Source organism: Pseudomonas sp. BAV 4579 (genome assembly GCF_009765395.1).
Classification (GTDB): Bacteria; Pseudomonadota; Gammaproteobacteria; order Pseudomonadales; family Pseudomonadaceae; genus Chryseomonas; species Chryseomonas aestiva.
In genome coordinates, this window is the sequence record NZ_WHOV01000051.1 from 1 (window position 1) to 8,495 (window position 8,495).

Genomic DNA, 8,495 nt, shown 5'->3' on the forward strand with positions numbered 1-8,495 from the left:
CCCGCCGAGTGTTTTAACCACGCTGTTGCGTCGACCGGTTGAAACCACAGTCGATAGCGGTCGCTTGTCGACGTCCGTTTCTGGCCGCCACCAGCCACGGAATGATCACATCATGGTATTCATTTTTAGGACCGGTGGGCCGAGCGTGTCGCGTAAGCGAGTATGTCTCTATCGGCTTTCCGCAGGCTTCAGGCGTGCAGGGTCAAGCCCATACTCATCCGCCTAACCTAAACTTCTTCAAGCTTCTGAATGAAGTGGCATGAGTGCCTACGTAATCTAAGCGGAGCAAGGTATTGTGGGATTACAGTTGTGAGCGGATGTGGCTAAACCAGAGGTCGCTGCCTGGACAAGAGCTCGCGTCGCACCTGATACCCCTGCGAGTCAAACCGCCAACACCTCAGCCAAATGCTCCCCTTCCAACCACCCCCTAATCTCACTCGCCCGCATCGGCTTGGCGAACAGATAACCCTGCGCTCTCGTACACCCAAGATTTTTCAACGCGCCTAGTTCCGCAGCCGTTTCCACCCCTTCCACGATGCATTCCAGCTGCATGTCCTGGCACAGGGCGATCAGGGATTTGACGATCTTGAAGCTGGCCGGGTCGAGGTGGAGGTCGGTGACGAAGGTGCGGTCCACCTTCAGCTTGGTCAGCGGCAGGGCGTGGATCTGGCTCAGGCTGGAATAGCCGGTGCCGAAGTCGTCGAGGGAGATGCCGCAGCCTAGTTCGCGAAAGCGGCTGATGGCGCGCTGGGTCTGGGGTAGGTCCTGAATGGCTGCGGTTTCGGTAATTTCCAGGTCGAGGCAGGCCGGGTCGAAGCCGCTGTGCTTGATCAGTTCGACGATCTGCTGGGCGGCGTCTTCCGAGCCGCAGTCGTGGGCGGAGAGGTTGAAGGCCAGGCGGATGCCCTTGGGCCAGCGCGTGGCCGCGTTCAGGGCCTTGCTCAGAAGGGGTAGGGTAAGGCGATTGACCATGCCGACGCGCTCGGCGGTGGCGATGAAATCACCCGGCGGTACGTTGCCCAGCTCCGGGCTTTCCCAGCGCGCCAAGGCCTCGAAGGCCACCGTCTGCTTGCTATGGATGTCCACGATGGGCTGGAAGACCATGTAGAACTCGCGCTCCAGGTCGGCCCGGCGCAGGGCCTGTTCGGTCAGGCCTTCGCGATTGAGTTGCTGGCGATGGGCGGTGCTGAACAGGCAGGCCGTGCCGGGGCGGTGGCGCTTGCTCTGGTACAGGGCGTAGTCGGCGTGTTCATAGACGTCCGTGGCGGTAAAGGCCTGGTCGGGAAAGGTCGCGATGCCCAGCGAGCCACTGATCTGGATGGGCATGTCCACCAGCAGGAACGGCTCGCGCAGGCTGGCGCAGACCTTTTCGCCAAAGGTCCGCAGCTGCTCGTCGTTCAAGACCCGGGTGATGATCAGGCTGAATTCGTCGCCGCCCAGGCGGGCCAGGTGGATGTCCTCGTCGAGCAGTCCGCTCAGGCGCTGGCCGACCTGATAGAGCAGCCGGTCGCCCACGCTATGGCCATAGATGTCGTTGACCGGCTTGAAGCCGTCCAGGTCGATCAGACCCACGGCCAGGCGGGTCCCCTGGGCGCGCGCGTCTGCCAGCAGGGTATCGAGGCGGGCAAAGAATTGCCGGCGATTGGCCAGGCCGGTCAGGCTGTCCTGGTTGGCGAGCTTGAGGTTTTCCTCGCTGAGCTTGGCTGTTTGCGCCTGCATGTTCACCAGCCGGGTGAAGTCGCCGTACTGCGCCTTGAGGATGACGAGCATGGCGATGGACACCAGCAGGACGTCGATCGCCGTGGCGACGAAGGTGCTGATGGTGGTGGAGGCGAAGAACACCACGAAGGCGGTGTTGACCACGGCGGTGGTGGCCAGGGCCGCGGGCAGCAGGTGCATCATGCAGAAGATGCAGCCGATCACCGTGATCGCCATGTAGAAGCCCACATGCGCCTGGGTATAGCTGTCGCCATAGGGAAACAGCGCCAGCGCCCAGGCGGTGAAGGCCGAGGCCACGATGGGCGCGAGCCTGTTGGTGCGCTTCAGGGCCGAGAGCATCTGCGCCGGACTGCGCGGCCGATTGCGCGTGCGGACCCATTCGGCCGCCCGGATCACGCCGAACAGGGTCATGATCAACGGGCAGTAGAGCACCAGCCAGCGTGGCGCCACTGCATAGTGGGTGCCGGCCAGCATCAGGGTGTTGGTCAGCAGGATGAAGTACATCATCGGCAGCTGGCGCGACAACGCGAGGTATTGCGCCTTGACCAGGCCGGGATTGTCCTTGGGCACGGACATCAGGACGCGCACGCCGAGCAGGATTCTCTTCATCGGGCAATGCTCTGAAAATACGACCAGGTAACCAACTGCACGGATATCCTTTCCAGCCTGGGCGGAGCAGGGTTGAAGGCTGCGCTCATGGAAGGGGTGTCGGCTGGCGCTTGGATTTCTGCAACCTTGGCGACTAATGGCACTTTGATCTTGTTCGAATTGCCAATCGTCATAGTTATAGGCGAGGCGAGCGCTGGTGAACAGCCTTAACGATTGTCGGCGACCAAGTGCTTGGCGGAGACCTCTATTGGTCGTTCAGCGATGCAGATGCGCGTGCCTGGCCGGTCCGCCTGAGCATTCGGGAAACGGGGCAGCGCTGTGCTCAGCTCCCGCGCGCGAGCCGCCAGGTCGGTGGTGATGGACCACAACGAAAAAGCCCGCCATTAGGCGGGCTTTTTCAGATTTGGGACGCTCAGCCCAGCTTGGTCAGCAGGGCATCCGCCGCCGCTTCCGAACTGGCCGGATTCTGGCCAGTGACCAGGTTGCCGTCCTCCACTACGAACTCGCCCCAGTCCGGGCCTTTTTCGTAGCGGGCACCGAGTTTCTTCAGCTCGTCTTCCACCAGGAAGGGCACCACGTCGGTGAGTTGCACGCCGGCTTCTTCGCTGTTGGTGAAGCCGGTGACGGTGCGGCCCTTGACCAGGGGCGTGCCATCGGCGGCCTTGACGTGGCGCAGCACGCCGGGGGCGTGGCAGACCAGGCCGAAGGGCTTGTTGGCCTGGGCGAAGGCTTCGAGCAGGGCAATGGAATCGCGGGACTCGGCGAGGTCCCAGAGCGGGCCGTGGCCGCCGGGATAGAAGAGGCTGTCATAGTCCTCGGCCTCTACCTCGGCGAGCTTGACGGTGTTGGCCAGCGCCTGCTGCGCTTCGGGATCGTTCTTGAAGCGCTCGGTGGACTCGGTCTGGGCGTCGGGGGCGTCGCTCTTGGGGTCCAGCGGCGGTTGGCCACCGGCGGGGGAGGCCAGGGTGATCTGGGCACCGGCATCCTTGAAGACGTAGTAGGGGGCAGCGAATTCTTCCAGCCAGAAACCGGTTTTCTTGCCGGTGTCGCCGAGCTGGTCGTGGGAGGTCAGGACCATCAGGATCTTCATCGCGCGTTCCTCGTATTCGGAAGGGTATCGCTAGACAGACCCTGGGTTCCTGCCATGAGTGCCCAGCTCTTGTGGCAAGCCACGAGTACCTCACAGAAGCGGCCGGCGAGCCGCCCGGTTGGGGCGGCTGTGCCACTCAGGGGCTATCAACCCCAGCCGAGGGTACCGCCCGGCTCGTAGCGCTCACGAGCGGAGACGGTGCTGGCGACGTCATCGAGGTTATGAACGCCTACCAGTTTGATCAGCGAGTCCAGGTTGTCGACCTGGCCTTCGTAGCCTGTGTCACGGAAGACATAGGTGTCCTGGCCGTAGTGGAAGACGGCGGCATTAACCAGGCCGGTGGTGGACTGGGTCACGGTGTTGAGCGCGGCGAACAGGCTGGTCGCCTTCGCCAGGGCGGCGTCCTGGATGGTCACCACGGCTTTCTCGTCGTACACCGCGAAGCCGAAGATGATGTGGTCATCGTTCGCGTTGTAGTCGGTGACCGTCACGTGATTCGCTGCCAAGGCACGGTTGGCTGCGGCGCTGCTACTACCGTCGAAGTTGGCCAGGGAAGGGTTGAGCAGACTCAGGGTGTCACGGCCTTCGCCCAGGGTAACGGTGGCGCCATGGCCGTAATTGCCGCGCAGGGTGGCATTGTGAGCGGCCACCCCTTCGGTGATCAGGATGTCGACGAAGTCACTGCCAGCGCCGGCATTGATGATCATGTCGGCTTGCTGGATATGGGCACCGATCTGGTCGCCGCCCGCGCCGCTGTCGACGGTGATGGCCTTGACCCGCGAGTTACTCAAAGCCGCCACGTTTTCGAGTTCCGGAGCGGTGCGGGTGCTGACCTGGAGCAGATCGCCGCCGCTGCCGGTGGTCACGTTCTTGAGAAAGGCGCTCTGGCTGGCATAGGAGTAGTCATGGCCTTCGGTGTAGCCATGCAGGAAGTCGATCGAGAGGCCGGCTGTGGACCTGGAGCCATCGAAGGTCTGTAGGCCGTCGAAGTTGTCCAGGGTGATGATGTCGCCTTCATTGAACTGATTAGTCGGCACGTCGGTGAGGCTGACGGTGAGCTTGGCGATGCTCGAATCCAGGGTGCTGTCGCTGGCGGTGGCGCCACGGGTATGGCCGTCGAGGCGGGTGACCTGATCTTCCCAATGGCCGGTCAGGGTCAGTTCGTTCAGGGTCGAGGCGGCCGCATAGTGTGGACCCTTGGCATCGAAGGTCTTGGCGAAGCCGACGTATTCGGGCGCGGTATTGATGTCGAGGGTGAGCCGGGGCTGGCTCTGGAAGGCGTAGTAGGTGACGCCGTCAGAGGTGCCGGCAGCCTTGGCGGGCGCGGCAACCAGGGGCGCCTTGGCAAGGGCAGCGGTGAACAGGGGGGCGGTGGTGTCCAGGGGATTCTTGTAGGTCATGGCGGTCATCCTTAATGCATGTCAGGCCGAGCGTTCGCTGGACACGTTCTTGCGCAGGGCAAGACGTTTCACACAGCTGAACGTCACGCCGACAGTGCCTAGCTTTCCACGGAGCTACAGCGAACCACGCCGCAATTTCATCGGGCCACTAGTGGCACGCCGCTAAACGGTAGTGCGCTAAAAGTTCAACAACCAGGCGGCCAGAACGACCAATAGCGCGATCAGGACGGGCGACCAGCGGGTGCGCAGGAGCAGCAGGAGCGCCAGCGCGGCCAGGGCGACATCCAGCGGGCCGCGGATGCCTCCCGTCCAGACCGGATCGTAGAGCGCTGCCAGCAGCAGGCCGACCACCCCCGCGTTGAGTCCGGTCAGGGCGCGTTGCCAACCGGGGTGCTGGCGCAGGCTCTGCCAGAAGGGCAGGGCTGCGAGCAGGATGAGCGCGCCGGGCAGAAAGATCAGCAGGGTCCAGAGCAGGCCATTGAGCCAGGCGGGCAGGGCGGCGGGCACCAGGGCACCCAGGTAGGCGGCAAAGGTGAACAGCGGTCCGGGCACCGCCTGGGCCAGGCCGTAGCCGGCCATGACCTGGCCATCGCTGACCAGGCCGCTGGGCACCACCACCGCCTGCAGCAGCGGCAGCACCACATGGCCGCCACCGAGGACCAAGGCGCCGGCGCGATAGACGCCCCCGGCCAGATGGCTCCAGACGGGCAATAGCAGCAGCGGCAGCAGGAACAGCAGCAGGGCGACCACCCCCAGGCGCCGGGAGGGTCCCATTTGCAGGACCAGGGCCGGCGGCGTGGCGGTCGGCGCCAGTGCCAGGCGACCGACCAGGGCGGCCAGGCCCAGCCCCAGCAGTTGCCCCGCCGAACCGGGCAGCCAGAGCGCCAGGCCGGCGGCGACCAGCGCCAGGAAGCGACGCGGCGTATCTGGGCACAGGCTGCGGCCCAGACTCCAGACCGCCTGGGCCACCACCGCCACGGCGAAGACCTTGAGCCCATGCACCGCGCCCGAGTCGGCCAGTCCCGGAACGTGGGCAAGGCCCAGGGCGAACAGGATCAGCAGCAGCGCGGAGGGCAGGGTAAAACCGAGCCAGGCCGCCAGCAGGCCCCAGCCGCCGGCACGCCCCAGGCCCAGGGCCATGCCGACCTGGCTGCTGGTCGGACCGGGCAGCAGTTGGCAGAGCGCGACCAGCTCGGCATAGGCGGCTTCATCCAGCCATTGGCGGCGGGTGACGAAGGCCTGGCGGAAATAGCCCAGGTGGGCGATGGGCCCGCCAAAGCTGGTGTAGCCCAGGCGCAGAAAGATCAGGAAGACCTGCCAGGCGCTGTCGGGAGGGGATTCGCGGTGGGTCGCAGGGGCTTGCACGGGCGCTTCACTCATCGGACGGGCCAGGCCGCGAGCGTAGCGCGTCCTGGCCCTGCTGGCGCAATCGCCGGAGCGCTTCCAGCACCTGCTGCAGCGGGCGGCTCAGGGGTTTGTCGCGGCGCAGCACCAGGGCCAGGGTGCGGGTCAGGGGCGGCGCCAGCGGCTGGACCCTCAGGCCGTGGCGATGGTGCTCGGTGGCCACGGCGATGCCGGGCACCAGGCTGTAGCCGAGGCCGGCGGCCACCAGTTCCTTGAGCGCCTCGATGCTGCCCAGCTCCATCACCGGCCGGCTGGCCTGGCCGGCGCGGCGAAACCAGTCGTCGATCAGCAACCGGGTGCTGCTGCCGGTCTCGAAGGCCAGCAGCGGCGCCTCGGCCAGTTCCGCCGGGGCCAGCGCTCCTGTCGGTAACGGACTGGCAGGCGGTAGCAGGGCGACGAAGGCATCCTCCAGCAGCGGCTCCACCTGCAGGTTGCGGCCACTGGCGGGCAGGGTGACCAGGCCCAGGTCGAGGCGGTTGTCTTCTACCGCCCGCAAGACGTCCAGGGTGTTGCCGGTGCTGACCCGCACGTCCAGCTGGGGAAAGCGCTGGCGCAACTGGCCCAGCAGCGGCGGCAGGAGATGGATGCAGGCGGTGGCGCCGGTGCCGATGGCGACCCGACCGCTGACCGTCTCGCCATGGCTGGCCAGGGCCTGCAGGGCCTGGTCCACCGCCGTCTGGATCTGTTCGGCGTGGTCCAGCAGCAGACGGCCCGCGGCGGTGGGCTTGAGTCCCCGTCCCAGGCGCTCCAGCAGCTTGAGACCCAGGCGCCGTTCCAGCTGGCGGATCTGCAGGCTGACCGCCGGCTGGCTCAGCCCCAGGCGATCGGCCGCGGCGGAAAAGCTGCCGGTGGCGACGACCTGGACGAAGGTCTGCAGCTGGGTGAGATTGAGGTCGGCCATGCCAAGGTTTCGCTTATACCAGTGATAACCGAGCATAGCTTTATCTTTGGCTGGCCGTCCCGGCATGATCGCTTCATCGACCCCGCGAATGGACCTCTCCCGTGAACACCGCTCTGCAGCTGCGCGATGCCACCCCCGCCGATCTGCCGGCCATCCAGGCCATCTATGCTGAACACGTGCTGCGCAGCTGCGCCAGTTTCGAGCTGGAGCCGCCGGACCTGGCCGAGCTGGAGCGCCGGCTGGCAGCGGTGCGCCAGGCCGGGCTGCCTTACCGGGTGGCCGAACGGGAGGGCGCGGTGGTGGGCTATGCCTATGCGGTGCTCTATCGCCCGCGACCCGCCTATCGCCATACCGCGGAAGACTCGGTGTATGTGCGCGACGGCCTGGGTGGCCAGGGTATCGGGCAACGGCTGCTGGAAGAGATCGTCGCGGCCTGCACGGCGGCGGGCTTTCGCCAACTGGTGGCGGTGATCGGCGACAGCGCCAACCAGGGTTCCATCGCCCTGCACCAGCGGCTGGGGTTTCGCACCGTCGGCACCTTCGAGGCGGTGGGTTTCAAGCATGGGCGCTGGGTGGATACGGTCCTGATGCAGCGCAGCCTGGGTGAGGGCGAGCGGACCCCGGGTACGCGCTGATGACGCCGATGCCGAGCGATCGCGCCATCTGGCAACTGGGGCTGATGCAGTTGCTGGCCTGGGGACTGGCCTTCTATCTGCCGGGCGTCTACGGCCCGGCGATGGCCGCGGGACTGGGCTGGGACGCGCGCTGGGTCTATGGCGGCTTTTCCCTGGCGATGCTGACCATGGGGCTGGTCTCGCCCTTCAGCGGCGCGGTGATCGAACGCCTGGGCGGCTGTCGTACCCTGCAACTCGGCCTGGTGCTCGATGCCCTGGGTTGCCTGGGCCTGGCCGCCGCCCAGTCGGCGCCGCTGTTCTACCTGGCCTGGGTGACCCTGGGCGTGGGCATGCGCCTGTCGCTGTACGACGCCGCCTTCGCCACCCTGGCGCGCCTGGCCGGCGAGCGCTCGCGGGCGGTGATGGTGCGCATCACCCTGCTCGGCGGGCTGGCCTCGGCGGTGTTCTGGCCACTGGGGCATTGGCTGCTGGAGGGGCTGGGCTGGCGCCTGGGGCTGGTGGTCTATGCCAGCATCGCCCTGGCCGGCGTGCTGCTGCTCTTGCCGCTGCCCAATGTGCGGGGGCGCCTGCCCAGTGCCGAGGTGCCGCCCGCGACGGCGGGTGGTTCGCCGCGCCTGGCCGGCGTGCTGTTCGCCACCGGGATGGCCTTGATCGGCTTTCTGTCGGCGGGGCTGTCGGCCCATCTGCCGGCGCTGCTGGCCGAGCGCGGGGTGCCGGTGGGGGTGGCGGCGCTATGG

Annotated in this window: 7 protein-coding genes; 2 read left to right on the forward strand and 5 right to left on the reverse strand. The window is 66.3% G+C overall.

What is annotated here, in order from left to right; genetic code table 11:
* Positions 1-381 precede the first annotated feature (381 nt).
* From GSQ95_RS12260 to GSQ95_RS12280, 5 genes are all read right to left on the reverse strand, one after another.
* Entirely contained in the window at positions 382-2,328 is a 1,947-nt protein-coding gene (locus GSQ95_RS12260; RefSeq protein ID WP_158892533.1) for a bifunctional diguanylate cyclase/phosphodiesterase, read from the reverse strand.
* Positions 2,329-2,740: 412 nt separating this feature from the next.
* Positions 2,741-3,418: a type 1 glutamine amidotransferase domain-containing protein gene (locus GSQ95_RS12265; protein WP_158892535.1), complete on the reverse strand. Its 678-nt coding sequence runs from the start codon at positions 3,416-3,418 to the stop codon at positions 2,741-2,743.
* Between the two features lie 146 nt (positions 3,419-3,564).
* A complete protein-coding gene (locus tag GSQ95_RS12270; protein WP_158892537.1) occupies positions 3,565-4,818 on the reverse strand; it encodes a hypothetical protein in 1,254 nt (417 codons plus the stop codon).
* Positions 4,819-4,995: 177 nt separating this feature from the next.
* Positions 4,996-6,198: a chromate efflux transporter gene (chrA, locus tag GSQ95_RS12275; protein ID WP_158892539.1), complete on the reverse strand. Its 1,203-nt coding sequence runs from the start codon at positions 6,196-6,198 to the stop codon at positions 4,996-4,998.
* Positions 6,191-7,159 (reverse strand): LysR family transcriptional regulator, encoded by a 969-nt coding sequence (locus tag GSQ95_RS12280; protein WP_158892541.1) that lies wholly within the window; start codon positions 7,157-7,159, stop codon positions 6,191-6,193. The genes chrA and GSQ95_RS12280 overlap by 8 nt, the downstream gene beginning before the upstream one ends.
* Before the next feature lie 65 nt (positions 7,160-7,224).
* On the opposite strand from GSQ95_RS12280, the gene GSQ95_RS12285 reads away from it, so the two are divergent.
* Together GSQ95_RS12285 and GSQ95_RS12290 are read left to right on the forward strand one after the other, a co-directional pair.
* Positions 7,225-7,758, forward strand: coding sequence for a GNAT family N-acetyltransferase (locus GSQ95_RS12285; protein WP_158892543.1), 534 nt, complete (start codon positions 7,225-7,227; stop codon positions 7,756-7,758).
* Positions 7,758-8,495 (forward strand): MFS transporter (locus GSQ95_RS12290; RefSeq protein WP_158973810.1); only part of this gene is annotated, 738 nt, incomplete at its 3' end. The genes GSQ95_RS12285 and GSQ95_RS12290, both read left to right, overlap by 1 nt.